Annotated in this window: 20 protein-coding genes; 12 read left to right on the top strand and 8 right to left on the bottom strand. The window is 42.7% G+C overall.

The features are described from left to right. Positions 1-26: 26 nt before the first annotated feature. The 4 genes from H0262_RS07615 (at position 27) to H0262_RS07600 (ending at position 2,888) form a co-directional block, all read left to right on the top strand. Positions 27-563 (top strand): gamma carbonic anhydrase family protein, encoded by a 537-nt coding sequence (locus H0262_RS07615; RefSeq protein WP_020443115.1) that lies wholly within the window; start codon positions 27-29, stop codon positions 561-563. Between the two features lie 86 nt (positions 564-649). Beyond that, positions 650-1,357 (top strand): HAD family phosphatase, encoded by a 708-nt coding sequence (locus tag H0262_RS07610; protein ID WP_020443116.1) that lies wholly within the window; start codon positions 650-652, stop codon positions 1,355-1,357. Between the two features lie 94 nt (positions 1,358-1,451). After that, positions 1,452-2,547, top strand: a protein-coding gene (gene prfB / locus H0262_RS07605; RefSeq protein WP_181210320.1) for a peptide chain release factor 2 whose coding sequence is annotated in 2 segments (ribosomal slippage) — positions 1,452-1,523 and positions 1,525-2,547 — 1,095 coding nt in all. Because the reading frame shifts where the segments join, the coding sequence is not laid out codon by codon here. 56 nt (positions 2,548-2,603) lie between these two features. Further along, positions 2,604-2,888, top strand: a complete 285-nt coding sequence (locus H0262_RS07600; RefSeq protein WP_020443118.1) for a pyrimidine/purine nucleoside phosphorylase — start codon at positions 2,604-2,606, stop codon at positions 2,886-2,888. Between the two features lie 116 nt (positions 2,889-3,004). Here H0262_RS07600 and H0262_RS07595 read toward each other — a convergent pair whose 3' ends face one another. Beyond that, the gene (locus tag H0262_RS07595; protein ID WP_181210319.1) at positions 3,005-3,481 is read right to left on the bottom strand and encodes a GNAT family N-acetyltransferase; all 477 of its coding nucleotides are present in this window, start codon (positions 3,479-3,481) and stop codon (positions 3,005-3,007) included. Positions 3,482-3,655: 174 nt separating this feature from the next. Here H0262_RS07595 and H0262_RS07590 point away from each other — a divergent pair, with 174 nt between their 5' ends. From H0262_RS07590 to H0262_RS07555, 8 genes are all read left to right on the top strand, one after another. Next, entirely contained in the window at positions 3,656-4,783 is a 1,128-nt protein-coding gene (locus H0262_RS07590; RefSeq protein ID WP_181210318.1) for a DNA topoisomerase IB, read from the top strand. Between the two features lie 202 nt (positions 4,784-4,985). Next, the gene (locus H0262_RS07585; RefSeq protein ID WP_181210317.1) at positions 4,986-6,719 is read left to right on the top strand and encodes an AMP-binding protein; all 1,734 of its coding nucleotides are present in this window, start codon (positions 4,986-4,988) and stop codon (positions 6,717-6,719) included. A gap of 87 nt (positions 6,720-6,806) precedes the next feature. After that, positions 6,807-7,598 (top strand): SDR family NAD(P)-dependent oxidoreductase, encoded by a 792-nt coding sequence (locus H0262_RS07580; protein ID WP_181210316.1) that lies wholly within the window; start codon positions 6,807-6,809, stop codon positions 7,596-7,598. Between the two features lie 267 nt (positions 7,599-7,865). Further along, on the top strand, positions 7,866-8,435 hold the full coding sequence (locus tag H0262_RS07575; RefSeq protein WP_181210315.1) for a murein L,D-transpeptidase family protein: 570 nt from the start codon (positions 7,866-7,868) through the stop codon (positions 8,433-8,435). Between the two features lie 242 nt (positions 8,436-8,677). Then, positions 8,678-11,275 carry an ATP-dependent chaperone ClpB gene (gene clpB / locus H0262_RS07570; RefSeq protein ID WP_181210314.1) on the top strand — a complete coding sequence of 866 codons (2,598 nt, stop codon included), beginning with the start codon at positions 8,678-8,680 and terminating at the stop codon, positions 11,273-11,275. Between the two features lie 202 nt (positions 11,276-11,477). Continuing rightward, the gene (locus H0262_RS07565) at positions 11,478-12,701 is read left to right on the top strand and encodes a PQQ-dependent sugar dehydrogenase (protein WP_181210313.1); all 1,224 of its coding nucleotides are present in this window, start codon (positions 11,478-11,480) and stop codon (positions 12,699-12,701) included. Positions 12,702-12,942: 241 nt separating this feature from the next. Further along, the gene (locus H0262_RS07560; protein WP_181210312.1) at positions 12,943-14,592 is read left to right on the top strand and encodes a BCCT family transporter; all 1,650 of its coding nucleotides are present in this window, start codon (positions 12,943-12,945) and stop codon (positions 14,590-14,592) included. Positions 14,593-14,891: 299 nt separating this feature from the next. After that, positions 14,892-16,547 (top strand): BCCT family transporter, encoded by a 1,656-nt coding sequence (locus H0262_RS07555; RefSeq protein WP_181210311.1) that lies wholly within the window; start codon positions 14,892-14,894, stop codon positions 16,545-16,547. A gap of 289 nt (positions 16,548-16,836) precedes the next feature. Here the strand turns inward: H0262_RS07555 and H0262_RS07550 are convergent, their stop codons facing one another. From H0262_RS07550 to H0262_RS07520, 7 genes are all read right to left on the bottom strand, one after another. Beyond that, positions 16,837-17,181, bottom strand: a complete 345-nt coding sequence (locus tag H0262_RS07550) for a hypothetical protein (protein ID WP_020443128.1) — start codon at positions 17,179-17,181, stop codon at positions 16,837-16,839. Between the two features lie 524 nt (positions 17,182-17,705). Beyond that, positions 17,706-18,062 carry a DUF3144 domain-containing protein gene (locus H0262_RS07545; RefSeq protein ID WP_011513191.1) on the bottom strand — a complete coding sequence of 119 codons (357 nt, stop codon included), beginning with the start codon at positions 18,060-18,062 and terminating at the stop codon, positions 17,706-17,708. A gap of 96 nt (positions 18,063-18,158) precedes the next feature. Next, entirely contained in the window at positions 18,159-19,325 is a 1,167-nt protein-coding gene (gene metK / locus H0262_RS07540; RefSeq protein ID WP_133105351.1) for a methionine adenosyltransferase, read from the bottom strand. A gap of 464 nt (positions 19,326-19,789) precedes the next feature. Beyond that, positions 19,790-20,485, bottom strand: a complete 696-nt coding sequence (nth, locus tag H0262_RS07535) for an endonuclease III (RefSeq protein WP_011513193.1) — start codon at positions 20,483-20,485, stop codon at positions 19,790-19,792. Positions 20,486-20,537: 52 nt separating this feature from the next. Continuing rightward, positions 20,538-21,380 carry an RnfABCDGE type electron transport complex subunit B gene (locus tag H0262_RS07530; protein ID WP_181210310.1) on the bottom strand — a complete coding sequence of 281 codons (843 nt, stop codon included), beginning with the start codon at positions 21,378-21,380 and terminating at the stop codon, positions 20,538-20,540. 99 nt (positions 21,381-21,479) lie between these two features. Then, positions 21,480-22,475, bottom strand: a complete 996-nt coding sequence (nudC, locus tag H0262_RS07525) for an NAD(+) diphosphatase (protein WP_181210309.1) — start codon at positions 22,473-22,475, stop codon at positions 21,480-21,482. A gap of 68 nt (positions 22,476-22,543) precedes the next feature. After that, on the bottom strand, positions 22,544-24,226 hold the full coding sequence (locus H0262_RS07520) for a hypothetical protein (protein WP_259275429.1): 1,683 nt from the start codon (positions 24,224-24,226) through the stop codon (positions 22,544-22,546). Between the last annotated feature and the right edge of the window lie 134 nt (positions 24,227-24,360).

The following is a 24,360-nucleotide window of genomic DNA, read 5'->3' as shown; positions in this document are numbered from 1 at the left end:
TGAATAAAACCTATCAAGGATAGAGTATGATTTATCAATATTTAGACAAAGTGCCTACATTCGCTGTACCCTTTAATGGTTGGGTTGCAGACTCAGCACGCGTGATAGGCGACGTGTATTTGGGTCATCAGTCAAGCGTCTGGTTTGGCGCGGTGATTCGTGGCGACAATGAACGCATCCAGATCGGTGACTATACTAACGTGCAAGAAAACAGTGTTATTCATACTGATGCTGGTATCGAGGTAAAAATCGGTAATCATGTCACCATTGGTCATTTAGCGATGCTGCATGGCTGCGAAGTCGGGGATAATAGCTTGATTGGGATTGGTGCTGTCATTTTGAATAATGCCAAAATCGGCAAAAACTGTATTATCGGTGCCAAAGCCTTGGTCACCGAAGGCAAAGAGATACCAGATAATTCTCTCGTTGTGGGCGCGCCTGCAACAGTGGTCAAAACCTTGACTGATGAACAGGCAGTCATGATGAAACTGTCAGCGTTACATTATAGCGATCGTTGTCAGAAGTTTAAAACGGGTCTTAGAGAGATTGAGCAACCAGAATAAATTGCTAATGAACAATCACTAATCAACAGTTACTAACGACCGATTACTATTAATTATTATCAATTGTCATTAATGAGTATTGTATTATGAGCACGCCAAGCATTGTCAGCCAGACTGTCTCACGCACCTTAGCACTATTTGATTTAGACCATACTTTGCTCGATGTCGATAGCGACTACTTATGGGGCGAATATATCGTCAAGCATAATCTTGTCGACGAAGCCGAGTATCGCACTGCCAACCAGAAATTTTATAATGATTATATCGAAGGTACGCTTGATGCGACGGAATATAATGAATTTGTGGCACAGTTTTTAAGCAGCTTACCAATGGATAGGTTGCATGAGTTGCGCGAAGACTATATAAAAAGTGAGATTGAGCCGCACATCCGCCCAAAAGCAATGGAAGTCCTGTGTCAGCATGTTGAAGCAGGTCACGATGTGGTGATTATTTCGGCGACCAATGACTTTGTCGTTTCGGCGATTGCTAAGCGTTTTGGGATTGAAGACGGCAATGTGCTCTCAACGCCTCTTGAAATAAAAGATGAGCGCTATACGGGTAAACTGACCGATAAGCCAAACTTTAAAGAAGGTAAAATTTATCATTTGGATAAATGGATTGGCAAACAGCAACTGACAGGTATTAATTTTGACAAGACTTATGCGTATTCAGACTCCAAAAATGATATTCCTTTACTAGAGTGGGCAGATGTGGCGATTTGTGTATCACCTGATGATGCGCTACATGCCCATGCGTTGGCACACCGCTGGGCGGTTGAGGATTGGTCAATTTAAAAGATGAAAATAGCGGCTAAAATTAGCCAAACATTTCACCTGAATCTCATTTAAAATAGCGCTATCGTATCTTTTAAAATATATAGGAACCTTTATGGAAATCAATCCGTATCAAGAACGTATTAAAGACTTATCTGAGCGTGGGCAGGACTTGCGGAGGTATCTTTGACTTCGATGGTAAGCAAGAACGCTTAGAAGAAGTCAATTTAGAGTTAGAAAATCCCGAGCTATGGAATGATCCAGAGCGTGCGACCAAAATTAATAAAGAAAAAAGTCATCTTGATGGGGTCATCGATGTCGTCGTTTCGCTTGAGAGCACATTAGAAGATGCGTCTGCGATGCTAGAGCTGGCGGTAGAAGCAGAAGATGAGTCGTTGCTTGCTGACGTGCAATCCGAGCTGGATAATGCTGAAAAACGCGTTGCTGATTTAGAGTTTCGCCGGATGTTTAGCGGTGAGATGGACCCAAATAATTGCTACTTGGACATCCAGTCAGGTAGTGGGGGTACAGAGGCGCAAGATTGGGCAGAAATGCTACTGCGTATGTATACGCGCTGGGCGGAAGCGCATGGTTTTAAAGTTGAAGTGATTGAAGTATCATCAGGTAGCGTCGCTGGTATCAAGTCGGCAACCATTGAGATTAAAGGTGACTATGCCTTTGGTTGGTTACGTACCGAAATCGGCGTCCATCGCTTAGTGCGTAAGTCACCATTTGATAGTAATAACGGTCGTCATACTTCATTTGCTGCAGTCTTTGTATCACCTGAAATTGATGATAATATCGAGATTGATATCAATCCAGCAGATTTGCGTATCGATACCTATCGCTCATCTGGCGCAGGTGGTCAGCATGTGAACACGACCGATTCTGCGGTACGTATCACCCACGAGCCAAGTGGCGTGGTGGTCACTTGTCAGAACGAGCGTAGCCAACATGGTAATAAAGCGACGGCGATGAAAATGTTGCGTGCCAAACTTTATGAGCTTGAGATGCAAAAACGAATGGAATCTCAGCAAGCAGTCGAGGACGGTAAGTCAGACGTCGGTTGGGGCAGTCAAATTCGCTCTTATGTGCTTGATGATTCACGTATCAAAGACTTGCGTACTGGCGTTGAAACTTTTAACACTGGTGCGGTACTCGATGGCGATCTCGATCAATTTATCGAAGCGAGCCTAAAAGCTGGACTGTAAAAATAGAGTATAAAGACAGATTTAAAATATCAATCAACACTTAATTAAGGAAAATTATGCCAAGCGTTAATAATTATTTTGAAAACAAAGTGACTTCTATCGCCTTTCAAACCGCAACTAAGCCTGCTACTGTCGGTGTAATGGAAATTGGTGAATACGAATTTGGCACCAGCGAATTTGAAACCATGTCAGTCGTTAGCGGTGCCTTGACGGTCAAGCTGCCAGAGAGTGATGAGTGGCAAACCTTTAATGCAGGTGAGCAATTTACCATTGATGCCAACCAAAAGTTTCAAGTAAAAGTGGAAGTTGAGTCTGCTTATTTATGTACTTACGGTAAATAGCCATTTCCCATATGAGTACAGTCGTCAAAAAAACGCCAAGCATCAACTTGGCGTTTTTTTGACGACTGTACTTTATTCTCCGACTAATTTCAAAAAATAAAACAAGCTAATACAATCTATAAGTTCTTACGGTATTGCACCATATCTGTTTGAGTGGCGATTGTGTCATAGAGTTTGCGCGCTGTGGTGTTTCCCTCTTGGGTTGTCCAATAAACGCGGTTGCAGTTTTGCTGGCGGGCAAACTCATAAACCTGTTCAATCAATGCACGTCCTACGCCTTGCCCTCGCACAGATTGATTCACATATAAATCCTCTAAGTAGCAACATTCAGTGCTATTCCAAGTATTAGGGTGTAGCACCACATGAGTGATACCGACTAACTTATCCTCTAACCAAGCCCCAAAACTATAAATCGGCACATTACTATCGAGCAAACTGTGCCACGTTGCATTCGTCGTTTCTAATGGCAAGCTGCTCTCATAAAACGTCAGATAGCTTTGCCATAGGCTTAACCAAGCATCGTAATCACTTTGAGATAATGGCATTATTTTTAAAGAGCCATTAGTTGGGTTTATAGGAGTGGCGTTTGTCATGTTGGCGGTGCCTTCAGTAAATGTATCTTAAATTATGTCGTAACGCTCAAAATCTACAAGCCATTTATCGCCTTTATTTTACACAGGATTACACATTGTCCATGGCAAATACACAGCAAAGATAAGGGCAGTTGATTATGCTAAAACAACGATATTATCAGATGAGTATTTTTTATGGCGAAGTCAAATCAACCAATCAATACGCAAGACATACGCCATGATTATGAGCACTTGGCGAGCCTCGCGAACTTGCGATATGTCAGCGATACCGATCCAGGATACGGGCGTCGGCGTTCGGGACGTGGCTTTACTTATCTAGATGCCACAGGCAAAACAGTTAAAGATAAAGCCTTGCGTCAGCGCTTTGATGCCTTAGTGATACCGCCGATGTGGTCGGAGGTTTGGATATGCCATGATGACAAAGGGCATTTACAGTCGACAGGACGTGATGACAAAGCCCGTAAGCAGTATCTATATCATTCAGAGTGGGATCGGGTACGTGACCAAGCCAAGTTTAATGCCATGATAGGTTTTGCTGAAGCGTTGCCCAATCTGCGTGCGCAAGTTGAAAAAGATTTAGAAGCCAAACCCTTATCACGTGACAATGTGTTGGCAGCAGTGGTCAAATTACTTGAGACCACCTTGATTCGTATCGGTAATAGTCGTTACGCCAAGCTCAATAAAAGTTATGGTTTAAGCACGTTACGCAGTAAACATGTCAGCGAAACGGATACTGGACTGGCATTTGACTTTGTCGGTAAAAGCGCTAAAGAGCATCATATAGAATTGCAAGATGAGCGTTTGATTGACATCATCCAAGCGTGCTCTGAGCTGCCCGGTTATCAAGTATTCAAATACTTAGATGAAGAGGGCAATAAGCAAGTCGTTGATAGCGCTGATATCAATGATTATCTGCGTACGCACACCTGTGGTAATGAGTGTGAAAGTTATAGCGGCAATTTATACAGTGCAAAAGACTTTCGTACTTGGATGGCAAGTGTATTGGCAGCAAGCTACCTTTATGATGAGCTGCAAACCAAATCTGGTAAATTGATTTTAGCCAGTGCGCTCGATAGTAAAGAGCGTCAGCAACTGGTGACTGATATGGTAAAAAGCGTCGCCGATGAGCTCGGCAATACCCCAACGGTCTGCCGATCCTCTTATATCAATCCTATTATTATCCAGCAGTTTTTAGCGGGGGAGTTTTTTGAGCCTTATAAACAAGCGCGCCGTGGACGTACCAAACGGCATCAAAGCTGTGAAGAGAAGGCGTTACTTGGGTTTTTGAGCGCGCTACAGTAAACCATTACTAAGTAACCGTCTTTAGAGAATAATAAAAATGATACGTTATGTATTGAAATAAGTATAAAAATACGTTACTAATAGAGCATGTGCCATTTAAGATGTTTAAATGGTTGATCAAATATAGCTGTTTTACGATTTATTCTATTATTTCTAACTCTCTGATTTTGTCAGTGATTCTCGATTGCTAAAGGATTAGCTTATGAATACCTCTCCTTCAAGTACTACCTCTTTAAACACCCCTTCAAATCATATTGTAAATACCTCACAGGCGCTAACGAGTTATAGTGACTATTATAATAATTTTGATATGAACGCATTACTGACAGAGATATTTGGTGAAAATGTAGATGATCGTTTAAACGCCTATATGGCGTGCTGTGGACGTCATGTACGTGACGGTCGCGGTGATAATATTGCGCTAGTTCATGAAGATACGGCTGGCAATGTCACGCGTATGAGCTTTGCTGAGCTTGATAAAGCAAGTGCACAGGTTGCCAGTTTACTACTTTCTTATGGCGTGCAAGCGGGTGACCAAGTGGCAACTATGCTACCGCGTACCCCTGAGTTACTCACCATTGTATTAGCCACTTGGCGGATTGGCGCAGTCTATCAACCGCTGTTTACCGCCTTTGGTTATGATTCGATTAAGTATCGAATGGACAAAGCTAATACTAAAGTTGTTTTTACCAATCAAGACAATCGTGGCAAGTTTGACGACTTGGCGAAGCAAACCAAAATGGTGTTGGTTGGTAGCAAAGTAGATGCGCAAAGCTGGGGTGATGATAACTATGCTGACAAGATATCAAAGCAGCCACAAACTATAGAACCAGTGTTACTAAATACCGATGCACCATTTTTACAGATGTTTACCTCGGGTACGGTGGGTAAGTCAAAAGGCGTTAGTGTGCCACTAAGCGCACTTTCGGCTTTTTATCTGTACATGCGTTATGCGATTGACTTGCGAGCGGATGATAACTACTGGAATATGGCAGATCCAGGCTGGGCGTATGGGTTATATTACGCGATTACTGGACCTCTATTGATGGGTGTCACCACCTATTTTAATGAAGCGGGCTTTGACGCTGCTAATACCCGCGACTTTATGGTACGCCATAAAATTAGCAATTTAGCGTCCTCGCCAACTGCATTTCGTATGATGAAATCGAGTGGCGTGTTTGAAGCTGCTCACAATGACAATAGTAATGATAATGAGGCTAAACTATCACTGCGCTGTGCCAATTCAGCAGGCGAAACCTTAAATACCGAAGTGGTCAACTGGGTTGAGACCTACTTAAGCTGCAAGGTTTGTGATCAGTACGGACAGACAGAAACGGGTATGACCTGCTGTGAGCATCATGCGTTAGCACATGAATGTCCAGTTGGCTCGATGGGCATGGCGCTACCGGGGCACACATTGGTAGTGTTAGATGATGATATGAATATATTGCCTGATGGCGAGCAAGGACAGCTTGCCGTAGTGGTCAGCCAATCGTCCGCGTTTTATTTCCGCGGCTATAGCTGGAATGAAAAAGATGCCTTCGCTGATGACTATTATTTAACAGGTGACGTGGTTGAGCGTCATAGTGATGGCAGCTATTGGTTTTCAGGGCGTGATGACGACATTATCATTACAGCAGGTTACCGCGTTGGACCAACCGATGTTGAAAACACCGTGCTGGAGCATGAGGCAGTCGCAGAGTCAGCGGCAGTTGGGGTGCCAGACGAAGTGCGTGGTCATACCATTAAGTCTTATGTGGTACTAAAAGAAGGTATCGAAGGCACAGACGAGATTGCTAAAGAGATTCAAGACTTGGTACGCAGGCGTCTATCAACTCATGCTTATCCACGTGAGGTTGAGTTTGTGAAAGAGTTGCCAAAAACCCCAAGTGGTAAAATTCAGCGCTTTTTGCTGCGCAGTTTATCTGCGGCTTAATAAAGCAATGCACTCATATCGTCAGGTTAAGATAAAAATCGATGACTGATAAAAATAACAGCAAAAATATTAATTAAAGGAAAAATTATGCAAATTGAACAACACAGCTTTTTGGTCACGGGCGGTGCGTCAGGTCTGGGTGAGTCGGTAGTGCGTGCTATCGTGGCTCAAGGCGGCAAGGTTGTCATCGCTGATCTTAATGAGTCGATGGGGCAAGCACTGGTTGATGAATTGGGTGACCATGCTCGTTTTGTACGCTGTGATGTGACCAGTGGCGATGAGGTACAAGCGGCTGTGGATATGGCTGAAAGCGACTTTGGTGGTCTGCAGGGGTCGATTAATTGTGCTGGTATCGCTGTCGTACAGAAGCTCTTAGACCGTGAAAACAATCCGGCAGATCTCGATGCTTTTAGTCGCGGCGTCAATATTAATCTTGTTGGTTCCTTTAATGTCGCGCGTTTGGTCGCAGCGAGTATTGCAAAGCGTGTAGCGAATGCCAATAACGCAGACAGCTCCGTAGAGAAGAACGCTGATAATGGCGTCATTATTAATACGGCTTCTATCGCGGCTTTTGATGGGCAAGTCGGACAAGGGAGTTATGCTTCATCTAAAGCTGGCGTCGTTGGTATGATGTTGCCGCTCGCACGTGAGCTGACTCGTCATGGTATCCGTGTCATGACTATCGCGCCTGGGGTATTTGCAACGCCTATGATGCAAAGTTTGCCTGAAAAGGCGCGCGAGCAACTAGAGGCTGCGGTACCGTATCCTAAGCGCTTGGGTAATCCTAATGAGTTTGCCAAATTGGTCATGCACATCATTGATAATGCCTATCTCAATGGCGAAGTGATTCGTTTGGATGGCGCGATTCGTATGGTGTAATAGAATTCTAAGAATTTAATGTCGCATTTTTAAGTCTCATTCGTACAACTCGCACAACGCTTGGCATGGTTTTTTGTTATAGTTGATCCACTTTTAAAAGAGTACGGAACTACTGAGGTTCATTATTCGCAGCCTCTGTCTGCGTAGGCACAGCAAGCAAGAAAAATTAACCCCAGTAGTGATTGATAATATTTGTATTTCTTTGATTAAGGACTGACTATATCTTATAGATAATAATTTTATTTATTAATAATAAGAAGCAATACCATGCCATTTTTTCGTGCAGATTTTAGTCAGTATCTTGTTTGGTTAGTAAGTGCAATAAGTCTTAGCCTTGTGCCTCTCATGAGTACCAATGCCGCGCCAAACATACAAAATACTTCAAAATCTACCCCCTCTATTCCTGATACTGCCATTATCGACAAAGTTTTCGTTGATAAATCAGCGCGTGTTCTACAATTATTAAGTGGTGACACTGTTATCAAGTCTTATCATATAGCGCTTGGTGGCAATCCTATTGGTCACAAGCAGCAGCAGGGTGATAAGCGTACCCCATCAGGTTCTTATACACTCGATTATAAGAATGAAAAATCCAAATTTTATCGCTCTATTCACGTAAGTTATCCTAATGCGGTTGATAAGGCACATGCTAAGAAGATGGGCGTCAATCCGGGCGGTGATATTATGATTCATGGTCAAAAGAACGATTCTAGACATCTGGCGTCGGTCAATCAATTACGCGATTGGACCGAGGGCTGTATCGCCGTCACTGATGAAGAGATAGATGAAATCATGGCGATTGTCAAGGTCGGTACCGCTATTGAAATCGTAGAATGAAAATCTTAAATAATCGGTATCTACAGGCGTATTTTTTCTAAAATAAAATTCATTATGTATTAAATGTTAGCACGATTTAGTGACTTGATTTCAAGCAATTAATATCATTGCTATTAATAAGGTTTTAGTGCTAAGTAGGTTGAAATTCCTCTCTATATACCGCATATATAAAGGCAGACGAAGGCAAGTAAACAGCATAAGTTTGCTGCCTGATGATATATAAATGATAAAAGGATACGACTATGAGATTTGAGAAATTTACCCAAAAACTGCAATCTGCCATTCAAGAAGCACAAAGTTTGGCGTTAGGGCGTGACCATACCGGAATAGACCCTGTGCATCTGCTTGCGGTATTGCTACAAGATGAGTCTAACTTGTCCATTTGCCAACAAGCGGGCGCGTCTATCCCTGCGCTAAAAAATGGCGTGGCAAAGGCGCTCGACAATCAAGCAACGATTAGTGAGCCAACAGGAGACGTTAATTTAAACCCAAATTCAGTCAAAATTCTGAACTTGGCAGACCGCCAAGCACAAAAAGAAGGTGATGATTTTATCGCCACCGAATGGGTAATGTTGGCACTGGCTGAACAAGGCGATACCAAAAAGATATTTGAAAGTGCGGGCGTTACAGCGAGTAAATTAAAAACAGTCATTGAGCAATTGCGAGGTGATGATACCGTGAATAATCAAAATGCTGAAGATCAGCGTGATGCGCTGAATAAATATACCATTAACTTAACTGAGCAGGCGGAACTTGGTAAGCTTGACCCTGTGATTGGTCGCGATGAAGAGATTCGTCGTACCATTCAAGTACTCTCGCGTCGTACCAAAAATAACCCAGTACTGATTGGTGAGCCAGGTGTTGGTAAAACGGCTATCATTGAAGGTTTGGCACAAAAAATCATCAATGGTGACGTACCAGAAGGACTACGCCGCAAAGAAGTGTTGTCGTTAGATTTGGGCTCATTGATTGCGGGTGCAAAATTCCGTGGTGAGTTCGAAGAGCGACTTAAAGCGGTACTTAGCGACTTATCGAAGCAAGAAGGTAACGTCATTTTATTCATCGATGAGTTACATACCCTAGTCGGTGCGGGTAAGGCGGATGGCGCGATGGACGCTGGTAATATGCTCAAACCAGCGCTTGCTCGTGGTGAGCTGCACTGCGTCGGTGCGACGACTTTAGATGAATATCGTAAGTATATTGAAAAAGATGCGGCACTTGAGCGTCGTTTCCAAAAAGTATTGGTCGATGAGCCAACGGTCGAAGACACCATTGCGATATTGCGTGGTCTCAAAGAGCGCTATGAGCTTCATCATGGGGTCGATATTCAAGACAGCGCAATTATTGCAGCTGCGCGGATGAGCCATCGTTATATTACCGATCGCAAGCTGCCAGATAAAGCGATTGATTTGATTGATGAAGCGGCAAGTCGTTTACGTATGGAGATGGACAGCAAGCCTGAAGCCTTAGGTAAGCTTGATAGTCGCTTGATTCAGTTGAAAATGCAGCGCGAAGTGCTCAAAAATGAAGAAGACGCTGGTGCGCAAGCCGAGCGTAAAGTGCTTGATGCACAAATTGAAGAGCTAGAAAAAGAGTACGCTGACCTTAATGAGATTTGGCAAGCAGAAAAAGCCTTGGTCAAAGGCAGTCAGCAGCTAAAAGACGAGCTGGATAAAGCGCGTATCGCCTATGACAAAGCCAGTCGTGAAGGTGATTACGAGACCATGAGTAAGCTGCAGTATGAAACGATTCCGCAGCTTGAGCGCCGCATTACTGAGTCTGACTTGGCAGAACAAAAAGAGCAGACAGGCGAAGGTAGTGGTGTAAAACTGCTACGTAACAAAGTCACGGATAATGAAATTGCCGAAGTCGTAGCGGCAGCGACTGGTATTCCAGTCAGTAAAATGATGCAAGGCGAGCGTGACAAGATGATAGCGATGGAAGAAAAGCTCCATGAACGTGTCATCGGTCAAGATGAAGCAGTCGAAGCGGTAGCCAATGCGGTACGTCGTAGTCGTGCTGGCTTGTCGGATCCGAATCGCCCTTCCGGTTCGTTCTTGTTCTTAGGACCTACGGGTGTCGGTAAGACTGAGCTGACCAAATCGTTGGCGAACTTCTTGTTCGATAGTGAGGATGCTATTGTACGTATCGATATGAGTGAGTATATGGAGAAGCACAGTGTCAGCCGCTTGGTTGGTGCGCCTCCAGGCTATGTCGGTTATGAAGAAGGTGGTGCCTTGACTGAAGCGGTACGCCGTAAACCTTATAGTGTGATTTTGTTTGATGAAGTTGAAAAAGCGCATCCTGATGTGTTCAATATCTTGCTACAAGTGTTGGATGATGGTCGCTTGACCGATTCACAAGGTCGTGTCGTTGATTTCAAGAATACTGTGATTATTATGACCAGTAACTTAGGCTCGCATAAAATCCAAGAAATGGTCGGCGAGAGCTACGAGGATATCAAAGCAGAAGTGATGGATTCAGTTGGGCAGCATTTCCGTCCAGAGTTTGTCAACCGTATCGATGAGATCGTGGTATTCCATCCACTAGGTATGTCGCAGATGGCAGGTATTGCTGCGATTCAGTTAAACCGCTTGCGTCAGCGTTTATATGAGCGTGAGTTAGACATCGAGTTATCAGCAGAAGCGATGAATAAGCTGGTTGCGGTTGGTTATGATCCTGTTTATGGCGCGCGTCCACTCAAGCGTGCCATTCAGCAAGAGATTGAAAACCCATTGTCATTGAAGCTGCTGGCGGGTGACTTTGTTGCTGGTGATATCATCAAAGTCGATATCGGCGTGGATGATAAGCTGACATTTGATAAGCTTAGAATGAGCTAATCGTTCATTTTAGCCCTTGATCCGAAAATAAGCCCCTTATTTGCCCATTTTTTATACAGGCAAGTAAGGGGTTTTTACTTTGTGCGCCATCATTATTTTTACTCTTGCCATACTTAGATTATGTTATAAATAATCTAAGCTCTAATTATAGAAATATAAAATTTATGGAGATAAAAGAATGATAATAATAAATAGGCAGTATATGAGTAAACCATTAACGTTACCGATAATTATCACAGCATTACTGTTTAGTACTTCTGCTTGTTCCAATCAATCTGCAACTGATACCAATGCCGATTTGGCAGAATATCAAGAAGTTGAAACTTCAGTAGCAGATATTGCAAGTACGGACAAACCTGCCTTTACCACAAAAGCCGCTGCCACCTTTGATGAGCCATGGGCAATGACTGCATTACCTATCGTTAGTAATAAACCATCAAAACTGCTTGTCACACAAAAGACAGGCGAATTATTCATTGTTGATACGGCAAAAGGTACTAAGACAGAAATCGCTAGCGTGCCTAAAGTCGCTTACGGGGGACAAGGCGGTCTTGGCGATATTATCCTTGCGCCAGATTTTGCTACCTCTAATAATATATATCTTAGCTACGTAGAGGCAGGCAAAGGGGTTGATAATAATAAATTTGGTGCAAAAGTCATCAAAGCCAAGCTGTCAGGTTTGGATACTGATAAGCCAAGTTTGCAGAAGATGGTCCCAATTTGGCAGCAGACGCCAAAGGTAGATGGGCAAGGGCATTACAGCCACCGTTTATTATTTTCACCTGATGGGCAATATTTATATATCAGCTCGGGCGAACGTCAAGAAAAAACTCCTGCTCAAGACATGACTGTCAATTTGGGCAAAATAATACGGTTAAATACTGACGGCTCGATGCCAATGGACAATCCATTTGTGAATAATAATGACATCGCTGCTCAATTTTGGAGCATAGGACATCGTAATGTACTCGGGATGGCATTCGATAGTAAAGGGCAGTTGTGGGCGCATGAAATGGGGCCACGAGGTGGCGATGAATTTAATTTGATTGAGAAAGGTAAGAATTACGGCTGGCCAATCGTATCTAATGGTCGCAATTATTCTGGTGTGGATATTCCTGATCACAGTACGCGTCCTGAGCTTGAAGCACCCAAAATCACATGGACACCAGTCATATCCCCTTCATCAATCAGTATGTATTCGACTGGTACACATGCTGATTTTCCTGCTTGGCAAGGCAATGCGCTGATCAGTGGTTTATCCTCCAAAGCACTGATAGTCGTTAATTTCGATGAAAATAATGGTGCGACTGAGCGCTATCGCTATGATATGGGCGAGCGTATTCGTAGTGTACTGGTTGTAGATGGGCAGGTTTGGGCGCTAGAAGACGGCAACGATGGTGATTTGTTGCAGTTGTTACCGCAGTAGCAATTGATTTCTACTATCCTTTTTACTTAAGAAAGACTAAACGCTCCTAACGAAGTTGATAAGCGAATAAATATAGGGGTTACTTGCTAAGTTTCTGAGGTTTTACGGTATTGTGGTTTGCGTGACCAGAGAGTTTTGATTCATGTCTATCAATGAGAAAAGCGTAAATACTTAATTAAATTTGATAGTTGGCAGCTATCTTGTTAAGGTTACCTTCCTAAAAACTAAGGCTAACAAACAAATGGATCATGTAAAAGTTGGCAGGTTAGGCCCTTTTCCACGGGTGAGTAAACCTGTATTTATTACTTCAGCGTTACTTATCGTTGGATTTATCATCTTCGGTGCTTTCTTTACCGAGACCGCTGGCGCGCTATTTAGCTTTTTGCAGGACTTTATCACCGATAAGTTCGGCTGGATGTTTATTATATTAATGAACGTGGCACTGGTTTTTTGTATTTATCTAGCGGCAAGTCGTTACGGCGACATACGTTTAGGTCAACAAACAGAGAAACCGCAGTACAGTCTGTTTTCTTGGATTGGCATGTTGTTCTCTGCTGGTATCGGTATTGGACTGGTCTATTGGGGAACAGCTGAGCCCCTATACCACTTTATGGCACCGCCATTAGGTGAAGCTGTAACGGTAGAAGCTGCCAAGCAAGCTATGAGCATCTCATTCCTGCATTGGGGATTACATGCTTGGGCAATTTATACCATAGTGGCATTAGCACTGGCTTATTTTCACTTTCGCCGTGGACTGCCGCTATCTATCCGTTCGACGTTATACCCGCTAATAGGCGAGAAGATATATGGTCGCTGGGGTCATACAGTTGATATCCTAGCCGTATTCGGGACGATGTTTGGTGTGGTAACTTCCTTAGGTCTAGGGGTTATGCAGATCAATTCAGGTCTTGAAAACTTATTTGGTATACCAAATTCTTTAACCGTACAGTTTATTATTATTGCTTTTGTGACTGCATTGGCATGTGGCTCATTGATGCTCGGTCTTGATAAAGGTATCAAGCGCTTAAGTGATATCAATATGGGTTTTACAGGTGTGCTCTTAGCCTTTATGGTCATTTTAGGGCCAACCTTATTCATTTTTGATAGTTTTATAGAAAACATCGGTAATTACATTGTTGCTATGGTGCCGTTATCAACATGGGGCGAAGCTTATAGTAATACCGATTGGCAGAGTGGTTGGACGATCTTCTACTGGGCATGGTGGGTAAGTTGGGCACCATTTGTAGGCGTATTTATTGCTCGTATCAGTCGTGGTCGTACTATCCGTGAGTTTGTATTGGGTGTGCTGTTGATTCCGATGGTAATTTTGTTCTTCTGGTTCACCGCTTTTGGTGGTGTCGCTATCCATATGGAGCTTTTAGCGACGCTTGATCCAGCTATGGCCAGTCCAGGATTGGTAGAAGCGGTGCAAGCAGATTCGGGTAGCGCTATTTTTAAATTGGTTGAGTACTATCCATTTGCAAAACCAATTACTTTTCTTATCGTGATTATGATTGTCTTATGGTTCGTGACCTCATCGGATTCAGCAAGTTTCGTGATCGACATGTTGACGGCTGGTGGCGATACCAACCCACCCAAGATCCAACGTTTATTCTGGGCGTTGATGGAAGGTTTGATTGCCGCTATATTGTTAGCGGCAGGCGGACTAGGCGCATTGCAAGCCGCTGCTATTGTGGCTGGACTGCCATTTGCTTTGGTGATATTTGTCATGATGTATGCGTTACTTCGTGGCTTAAGTCGAGATCGATTGATACTGTATCGAGCTCAACAGCACTTTATTACTGAAGAATCTGCAGATCATAATTCAGCCAATGAGTTTGCAGATGAGCATTTGTTGAAAGGCCCACCTAAAATTGTAAAGGGTGATTAGTCAACACGATGCTGTTTAATAGTCATGAATTAGGGCTTAGATAAGCAAGCTGTGATTAAGCGAAGAAAAATCAAAAGTGCGCTGACAGTTGCTTTATTCAATGATTGGCAGCTCACTATATCTGTTTATTATTTATTAAAAGACGATAAAATACTTGTAATATCAAATCCTAAGATGCATGGTTATCTTAGGATTTTTTTATTTGTTGACCAATAGCAAGGTTATAAAGTGTCTGATTCGATTTGATAGTTGTGTAATATCTTGTTAAGGTGAGCCCCTTCAAAAACTGAGACGACTAAATGGATCATGTAAAAGTTGGCCGCTTGGGCCCTTTTCCACGGGTAAGTAAACCTGTGTTCTTAACTTCAGCACTATTGATTTTGGCATTTATTATATTTGGTGCTTTTTTTAATGAGCAAGCTGAACTGGTATTTGGTCACGCTAAAGCATTCGTGTCTTTGCGCTTTGGCTGGTTCTTTATTGTGGTGGTCAACTTAACGCTGGTGATGAGTATTTACATGATATTCAGTCGCTATGGCGATATCAGACTTGGTCATCAGAATGAGAAGCCTGAGTATAATATAGTCTCTTGGATCGGTATGCTGTTTTCAGCTGGCATCGGTATTGGACTGCTCTATTGGGGCACCGCTGAACCCTTGTATCATTTTATGGCGCCGCCATTAGGAGAGCCCGAGACAATCGCCGCCGCCAAGCAAGCAATGAATATCTCGTTCCTACATTATGGCCTACATGTATGGGCACTATACGGCATGGTTGCTTTGTCATTGGCGTATTTTCACTACCGAGTGGGCTTACCACTAGCAATCCGCTCGACACTTTATCCTATATTGGGTAAGAAAATCTATGGCGGTTGGGGTCATACGGTCGATACGCTAGCAGTGTTTGGGACGATGTTTGGGGTAGTGACAACGTTAGGTCTTGGGGTGTTACAGATTAACTCAGGTCTTGAGACGTTATTTGGTATTCCCAATAATATTACAGTGCAAATTATGTTGATTGCCTTTATCACTATGCTGGCAGGACTGTCTCTATTTATGGGACTCGATAAAGGGATTAAGCGCTTAAGCGATACCAATATATTATTTACTGTGATATTACTCAGTTTTGTGATTATTTTAGGACCGACTCAGTTTATCTTTAATAGTTTTGTAGAAAATATCGGTAATTATTTACATGAGATTGTACCATTAGGTCTTTGGACAGAATCTTATAACGGTGAAGAAAATTGGCAAGCCTCATGGACAATTTTCTATTGGGCATGGTGGATAAGTTGGTCGCCTTTTGTTGGGGTGTTCGTGGCTCGTATCTCTCGTGGTCGTACGATTCGTGAATTCATATTGGGAGTGTTGTTGATTCCTATTACCATATTGTTCTTATGGTTTACCGCTTTTGGTGGTTCAGCCGTTAATATGGAGCTAATGGCGGCGGCGGACCCCAATATTATCAGTCCTGGCTTGATCGAGGCGGTCCAAGCAGATACTGGCAGTGCCATCTTTAAGTTGATGGAGTCTTATCCGCTAACATCGGCTGTGAACTTGCTCATCGTGGTAATGATTGTTCTTTGGTTTGTCACGTCATCGGATTCAGCCAGTTTCGTCATTGACATGTTGACCTCAGGTGGCGATGCTAATCCACCGAAAATTCAGCGCTTATTTTGGGCGGGTACCGAAGGTGTCATCGCAGCGGTACTATTGGCAGCAGGTGGCTTGAGTGCGCTACAAGCGGCTTCCATTGTATCAGGCTTTCCTTTTGCGATAGTGATAGTCGTAATGATGTATTCGCTACTACGTGGCTTAAGTCGTGACCGTTTGATACTGTATCGCAATCAGCAATGGTTTGTCACCGAAGAGTCAGCAGAGCATAATTCAGCCAATGAATTTCGTGATGAAGACTTGCTAACAGGTCCACCTGATATTGAAAAGCCTGAAGGTTAAAGGTCTTGGACAATATCTAAAAAGTAATATAGCTATAAAATTGAATAAAAAAGCCCCAACTTATAATAAAGCTGGGGCTTTTTTATTCAATTTTATAGCTATAGTCAATCCACTGTAAATAAAACACAGTGCTACAGGGATAAGTTTTGCGTCGCCTCTGTCTGCGCAGGCACAGCAAGCAAGAAAATTATACCAGTAGCGCGTTATAATATTTGTACTTATTTTATTTAGGACTGACTATATTATGATGAAAAGTATTTGATTAGAGTTACCAGAGGTAAGATGTAAACTACACACATTGTCCTTTTACATAACCGACTGCAGAGGTAGTACCACATGCTGAACAGGCGTTGCCCGCAGTACGATAACTGACACCTGATTGGTTTTTGACAGTGACACAGACAGGATCATACTGTGCGGTACACATGGTTTGCTCAGGATTAAAAGGCGGGCATTTATTGAAAGGATTGTTAATTGAGCCTTGATTGCTGCTAGCACTGTGGTCTTTGTTGTTTTCAGTGCTATGAATAGGCGGCTCAGAATGGGTGCTGATTGGAAGATTATTACAACCAGATAATGTGATGGCTACTGAGAGCCCTAGTATTGACAGCCACGGTTTAGATAAATGATTCATAATGATGTTTCCTTATAAATAGCGCTCGATAACTTCCTGTTATCAACAGTCAACGACAACCATATCAGAAATAGAATGATACAAATGGATAGTAACTTATTTAGGGAAAGTCATCCACCACATCATATGATAAGTACAAAATAAAATCGAGAAAATTATACATACATATATATATAGTTAGGGAAAAGTAATATCGATACATCAAGTACTGCTGATATTAATTTTTCTTGCTTGCTGTGCCTACGCAGACAGAGACTGCAAAAAATTTATACCAGCAGCACTGTAGCGTTTTTGAGATATTTTAACTATAGCTATACTACTGCTATGTATTTTGCTCAATGCGTGAGAAAAGCCGCAAAAACTTCATAGCAATAGCATTGTTGGCTTTAATAATAGCTTTCTATCATTTACAAGCAAATAAAAATCCCAAACTTAATAGTAAGCTTAGGGTTTTTTATTTGCTCAAAGATAATTTCTGCCACTAAAGATGCTCAGATAAATATCTTTAACCAAGCATAACTGTTTTATTTAGCAGGCTTATCATCTTGATTAAGCTGAATATATTTATCAAAGTTCTGCGCATAATCAGTCAAGTTGTCGCTCAGCATTTGGCGATATTGTTTGGTATAAAATTCGACAATATCATCCTTTTCTTTGGCAAAATCATCGCCCTTTACAAAGCCGATCGAGGCGACCGATGCGCTATAACGTGCTGCGGCATAAAGCAGTGACGCACCTACTTGACCTGAGTGCGCATCAGGACCTAATTGACTGTTTGCTACACCAATAATGGCATCAGCACGTTGATAAAACGATTGCATTTCAGGGGTGATTTCAAGACTTGCATCAATCTCATTGTTTTGAGCATTCTCTTGAGACATAAACGACTCCTAATAATGGTAGGTAAATTTAAATGTATCACAGCAGTCTAATAACTGGATAAGATAATAGGTACAAAAAGGGTTTTAGCAAAAATTTTATAAGCCAGCATCCGCTTTTAAAATCTCAGCTTTGTCAGTTTTTTCCCACGTAAAGGCGGTTTCAGAACCTTGGCGACCAAAATGTCCAAAACTGGCGGTTTGCTGATACATCGGCTGCAATAAATTCAGCATACGAGTGATACCATACGGACGTAGGTCAAAATGCGTACGAATCAAGCTAATGATTTCATCGTTGCTAATTTTGTTAGTACCAAAAGTATTAATCGAAATAGAAGTCGGTTCAGCAACGCCAATGGCATAGCTTACTTGTACTTCACAGCGATCGGCAATACCAGCAGCGACGATGTTTTTAGCCACATAACGCACCGCATAAGCCGCACTGCGATCGACTTTTGAGGGATCTTTACCACTAAATGCGCCGCCACCGTGACGCGCCATACCGCCATAAGTATCAACAATAATCTTACGACCGGTCAGTCCTGCATCACCAACAGGACCACCGATGACGAATTTGCCAGTCGGGTTGATATGATAACGTGTACCAGCATGTAATAGCTCTGCTGGGAGTACTTGTTTGATAATTGACTCCATGATCGCTTCTTGTAAATCGGCTTGCGAGATACTTGGATCATGCTGCGTAGATAAGACGACCGCGTCAATAGCAACAGGTTTATTGCCATCATATTTAAGCGTGACTTGTGCTTTGGCATCCGGACGTAACCAAGGTAGTTCGCCTGCGCGGCGCAACTCCGACTGACGCTCCATCAAGCGATGAGCATACTCGATAGGGGCGGGCATCAATACTTCAGTTTCATTGCTAGCATAACCAAACATCAAACCTTGGTCACCAGCGCCTTGTTCTTCTGGGTCAGCGCGGTCAACACCTTGGGCAATCTCAGGCGATTGTTTACCAAGCATATTAATAACCGCACATGTTTCGCCATCAAAACCCAAGTCTGAATGATGATAACCAATGCCATTAACCGTATCACGCACGATACGCTCAACGTCGATATTTGCCGTAGTGGTTATTTCACCTGCCAATACGACAGCGCCAGTTTTGACTAGGGTCTCACATGCCACGCGTGCATGTAAATCTTGCCGTAAGATCGCATCAAGGATAGCGTCTGAGATTTGATCAGCCATTTTGTCAGGATGACCTTCGCTCACAGATTCTGAGGTAAATAAGTTGTATTCGCGCATAATAGGATCGCTTAATTGAATCAATAAAGATAGGAAAAAGCATAACGTCTGGGCGCTGCTTTAATTGGTATTGGCCAAACAATGTATTGCTTGGTGTTTAATTGGTACTACTTAATTCACTTATTCATAAATGCATGTGTTATATAAATTTACATAAGGCACAGATTTCTATAAATCATATGGGGTCAGGCTAAGAGAGCGATAGCTTTGCGTTGTACTATATCGAATTATTAACTGACAACGTGCTTGAAGCTGTCGCCAATCATACGTCTATCACCTGATTATCAGCAGGATCAAAAATATGACGTACTTGCCTAAAAATACGCTTATTCTAACTCGAAACGCAATAAAACTCTAGTGAGCTGCACTCGTTCTATTATAAGTAATGCTCAATCATGACATTATTATAATTTAGCATAAGTATATTGATCGATAGGCTTTGCGATCATTATCATCTGCTCACATTACAACTCTAAAAATACTGCTTTATCTTTAAACATACATTCGTCATAAACAGGACAAGCGCCGCATTTTGGGGTACGAGCCTGACAAGTATAGCGCCCGTGCAAAATAAGATAATGATGAGCATCAACGATAAAGTCATCGGGGATACGTTCGACCAGTTTCTTCTCAACGATTAAGACGTTTTTGCCAGTGGCAAGTCCCGTACGATTACCCACTCGAAAGATATGGGTATCGACCGCCATCGTCGGCTGTCCAAAGGCTGTATTTAGAACTACATTCGCCGTCTTCCGCCCGACGCCCGCTAGAGACTCTAAGTCTTTACGGTTGTCAGGGACGGTGCTATTAAATTTCTCAATCAAGTCACGGCAAGTTTTGATGACGTTTTTGGCTTTGGCATTAAACAAGCCGATATTCTTAATATAGGATTTCAAACCTTCTTCGCCTAAAGCGAGTATTGCCTCAGGCGTATTCGCCACCGGATAGAGCTGATTGGTGGCAATATTGACGCTGACATCAGTCGCCTGTGCTGATAATATGACTGCGATAAGCAGCTCAAAGTTACTCTTATAATTGAGCTCAGTCACTGGCTCATCAATCGTCGCCGCCAATTTCTCAAAAAATGGACGCACATCACGGTTGGGCATGCGCCTCGATGGCGGAGTATCAGCTGTTTTATGTTTGACGGTTTTACTCATGGTATTTTTACCATTATTTTGTTTGTTGGTTATTCAAAGTAGATATTGGCTATTAAAGTTGTGCAAGCTCAGCTTTTAATTCATTCAATTCTGCTTGTTTGCTTTCATTGGAACGTACGCTAAGCTGCTTTTCTAACTTTTTAATTTTACTGCGCAGCTTTGCCGCTGCAATAGTGTTTTTTGCTTGAGCTTCACTGATATTTAACGACTGACTGGCGGCATTATTCAGTTTTGCCTCCACCATGCTGACCACGGGTCTACTATTGCTGCTATCCGCAAGTTGCTTGCTGACACGATTTAAATGGGTATGATAACGCTGTCTCAAATTCTCTTGCTCAAGGGTGCGCTCAGGTGTTGAAAGCGTGCGCTCAACTGTGACCAAATCGATGCAGTCAACAGGGCAGGGCGCTATACATAATTCACAGCCCGTGCATAAATCCGTAAAAATAGTATGCATATGCTTGCCAGTACCAACGATGGCATCAACAGGGCAAGCGGGAATACATTTGGTACAGCCAATGCAATCATCTTCACGAATAACGGCGCGCACTTCAACAGGCCGCTGCGAAGTACTATCTAGTGGCCATTTTGAAGATTCAGCGCTTAGTGTTGGCATATCAGCATTGATAATCTGCGCGATAGTATCCGTCACTGGCTGACCACCCGGTACACACTTATTATGTGGCTCACCATCCATCACGATAGCAACTGCATAAGGTAAGCAACCATCAGCATGGTCGCATAGACCGCACTGTGTTTGCGGTAGGCTGCCATCAATGCGCGCAATTTTTTCCTGAACATCAGCAGGCAATGTTTCTATCTTTAGCGAATCGAATAAGATTGGCAGATTGGTTAAACGGATATGATTGCTGTTTTTATTCATGGTGCTTTGCATTTAATGTAAAACCTTTATATCAGTGCTAGATGCTGATATTAAAATAAATAGGATAATAGTAATATGGATGAAGGCTGAATGAGGCGTTGATATGATAGATTAAAGCAAAATACCTTGCTCATTGGCAATTTGCGCAATCAGCTCATAAGCAATGCTACCCTTAAAGGGTATTTTTGGCAGCTTTGATAGATCGAAAAAATCTGCATGTGATAGCTCATCTTCTTGTATAACGATATCGCCATCTGCATAAGATGCTCGAAAGCCCAACATCAAATTAGACGGAAACGGCCATGGTTGACTGTTCACATAGCGAATATCGGACAAGCTAAGACCCACTTCTTCTGCCACTTCGCGTACCACAGCATGCTCTAGACTTTCACCTACTTCTACAAAGCCTGCAATCAAACCGTATAGTAACGGTTGGGTCGACTGTAATAAATGAGAGGCTGTTTTTTGCTGACCGTAACGATGATGATGAGCCAATAAAATTTGCATTTCACCCGTTTGCGGGTTGGGTCGAGTAATGGCGGTAATGACACAGGGCTGTACACGCGGATACTGACGCAATCGACAAACGTCACAAACCATAGCACGCTCACCGCATTTGGCAGCTACAGTGCGTGCCGCGCATCGACTACAAAACCGTGTATCTGCTTGCCAACGAAGTAATTGTATGGCTTGGCTAAGCTGAGCAGCTAATGCTATGTGCAGGTGCGTGATAAGCTGTCGATAAGGTATAAAAGTGTTAATACTGTTCTCTACATTGCTAATAACGCTGCTATCCAAGTCACTACTTGTTAATTCATCACTGTCTAAAATACTGGGCAAGGCGATATTATGTGCTATTGCATAATCATAAGTGATAGCGCGGCTTGCTTGTACAGTGACAGCATTAGCGTTATCAGTATCATCTACATCACTCGGCAGCCAGCTATTGGGCGCTACGCTATCAAACAATGTAACCTGTCCTAATTGATAAGCTTGCTCACTACTGACATCAGAGTGTGCTAGCTCAACCTGTAAAGGCCACCAGCCATTAGGCGTTTGACGACATAAGATCGTTTCATCAGATAGGACAAAGGCGAAGATCATCATATAGGTTTCCAAACGGTCAAAGACAAGCTCATATCAGCTTGTCTTTGTATAAAAATTTACATAAACGATTAAGCGGCAAGCAATTGGCTTAAGCTATGCTGCCCAACATCCAATGCTTGTTTGCTGACAGGGCGATTGTTCTCGAAACCGTCTAGATGATGGTCAACTGCCATGATAACATCAGCAATATAAGATAAGGTGCCATCATCGATACGATTACCACTATTGATACGTTGCTGTAAATAATTTGCCAATTGACTGAGCATACTGGCAGGCGTTGGCAATTGCAAGAAGCGTACCGCACCGCTTACTTGACGCAGCATTTCAGGGGTATTTTGAATATTAAGAATATCGCGCTCAGGCTCCGCAAGGTAGTCATTGATTGCTTGTTCAGCACTGGCAATTGCCGTACGACTCTCTTCTATCAAGGTATCATAAGCGGTATTCAACTGATGTAGTGAGATATGAGGATTGTTCAACGGCAGATAAATTGCACCTGGAGTATGCATCTCAGCCATGGCGATGGTCGCGTTTTCTGCATGCATGAGTGCCAATAATAAATGATCAAAATCTTCTGGAGTAGGCGAGCGCCATGTGCTGACGGCTTCTGACGCTTTAATCAGGCTATTGGCGGCATTAGATAGACCAAGAAGATGCAACGCAGAGCTTAAAGTAGTGAGTTCTTCAATAATTTGCGAGGTCTGCATATCGACTGGATTGATTGAGTCGCCACGGGCATAGCTGTCGACATTTTCTTTAATAGTATTGATTTGAGTCTGGATAATGATATTCAAAGTATCCGTCAGCTCACGGTTTGGACCAAACAAGAAGCGCTCCATCTGCTGGCGCTGTGGATCTTCTAAACGGTTGGCGGCGTATTGATCGCGCAGTATTTTTGCCGCTTCAGTATCACGTTGTCCGGCAAAACTGACCAAATCAGCAAAACGCGTATCCATGACAGGCAAATAGCTTTGGAATTGCTGCTCAACATAAATAAGCGTGTGCTTTTGACTGACATTAAGCGGCAGGATGGCTGCAATATCAGTGACCGCAGCGGACGCTGCTTGCCAAAATAGACTGCTGGTATTTTTCGCTATCAACGCACAGGCAGCTGACATAGCATCCAATTTTTGCTGATCAGCTTGATTGATGTTGCCATCCCGATTGATCAAAGTAACACCAAGCCCACTACGATAAGCATAGGTCAGTAGCTCTTGATCAAGGTTGAGCTCATTTAGCGGCTGAAAATTCTTTTCAGGATTGGCGATAATGACGCTACTATTACCAAAAGCAGAAAAATAATCAGCAGCAATAGGCGCTATTTGGCTATGAGCATTCAGCTTATTAATAATAGGTAATAATAAAGTAGGCTCTACCGACTCAGTCAGTAGCACAAATTCAATATAACGATCAAGCGTCATGATCGCTTCGGACAGATCCATGATTAAGTCAATATCACTATTGTCGCCACTGTCATAAAGCTCCTGTAAACCGTGTACAATCGCATTATTGAGTGCCTCTGCACCCACCAAAGATATCAGCTCAAAAATACAAGAAAGCTGTTTTAATACAATAATAGAGTCTAATAATAAGGGCGCTTGGCTATTGTCGTCATTAAATTCGCCCAAATGAATCTCAGTATCTTTAAGTATGACCTTGACCTCATCGTGCAATAAGTGCAGCGATGGCAAATTAAAGTCAGTAACACTAAGCGTTGGCGCGGTCAATTTTATTTGCGTAGAGTGGTTCATAATTATTTTTTCCATAAGATACTGACGAAAATAGCAAATAGTTAGAGAGTAAATTAAAAAATAGCGCTAGATAAGGTTTTACTTTTTATCGTTATAATAATCAAGACTATATTCTCTAATCGCCAATATAAGAA

This window comes from Psychrobacter sp. D2 (assembly GCF_013608135.1).
In the GTDB taxonomy this organism is placed as follows: domain Bacteria; phylum Pseudomonadota; class Gammaproteobacteria; order Pseudomonadales; family Moraxellaceae; genus Psychrobacter; species Psychrobacter cryohalolentis.
Note: the sequence above shows the minus strand (reverse complement) of the source record. Positions and strands in the feature narration are given on the sequence as shown.